The organism is Streptomyces poriticola, assembly GCF_036689765.1.
In the GTDB taxonomy this organism is placed as follows: Bacteria; Actinomycetota; Actinomycetes; order Streptomycetales; family Streptomycetaceae; genus Streptomyces; species Streptomyces poriticola.
In genome coordinates, this window is sequence record NZ_JBAGKH010000093.1 from 1 (window position 1) to 907 (window position 907).

1 protein-coding gene is annotated in these 907 nt (G+C 69.5%); it reads right to left on the reverse strand.

Going from position 1 to position 907, the window contains the following annotated elements; translation table 11 throughout:
• Positions 1-907, reverse strand: a 907-nt coding sequence (locus V5O46_RS31580; protein WP_332888167.1) for a beta-ketoacyl reductase, incomplete at both ends; no start/stop codon positions are given.

The following is a 907-nucleotide window of genomic DNA, read 5'->3' on the forward strand; positions in this document are numbered from 1 at the left end:
ACTCCGTGGCGGGTCATGCGGTGGAGGTCGGTGTGGGTGAGGTTGCCGGTCATGGTGGAGCGGTCTTCCCACAGGCCCCAGCCGAGGGAGAGGGCGGGTTGGCCGTGGGTGTGACGGTGGTGGGCGAGGGTGTCGAGGAAGGTGTTGGCGGCGGCGTAGGCGGCTTGTCCGGGTCCGCCGAAGGTGGCGGCGGCGGAGGAGAAGAGGATGAAGGCTTCGAGGTGGGGGGTGTGTTGGGTGGTGAGTTCGTGCAGGAGGAGGGCGCCGTCGAGTTTGGGGTTGAGGACGGTGTCGAGGTGGTGGGTGGTGAGGGTGTCGAGGGTGGCGTCGTGGAGGGTGGCGGCGGTGTGGATGACGGCGGTGATGGGGTGGTGGGTGAGGGTGTGGGTGAGGGTGTCGGGGTCGGTGACGTCGCCGGTGACGATGGTGGTGTGGGCGCCGAGTTCGTCGAGTGTGGTGGCGAGGGTGTGGGCGGGGCGTCGGGAGAGGAGGATGAGGTTTTGGACGTGGTGGTGGGTGACGAGGTGGTGGGCGAGGAGTCCGGCGAGGGTGCCGGTGGCGCCGGTGATCAGGACGGTGCTGTCGGGGTGGAAGGCGGGGGTCGACTCCGGGGCGGGGTGGAGGGTGGTGCGGGCGAGGCGCGGTACGAGGTACTTGCCGTCGCGGATGGCGATTTGGGGTTCGCCGGTGGTGAGGGCGGTGGGTAGGTCGGGGGTGTGGTGGTCGGTGTCGATGAGGACGAGTCGGTCGGGGTGTTCGGACTGGGCGGAGCGGATCAGGCCCCAGATGGCGGCGTGTTCGAGATCGGGTGTGTCGTCGGGTGAGGTGACGACGGCGTTGCGGGTGAGCAGGACCAGTCGGGAGTCGGCGAACCGCTCCTCCGCCAACCAGCGCTTGACCAGGTCCA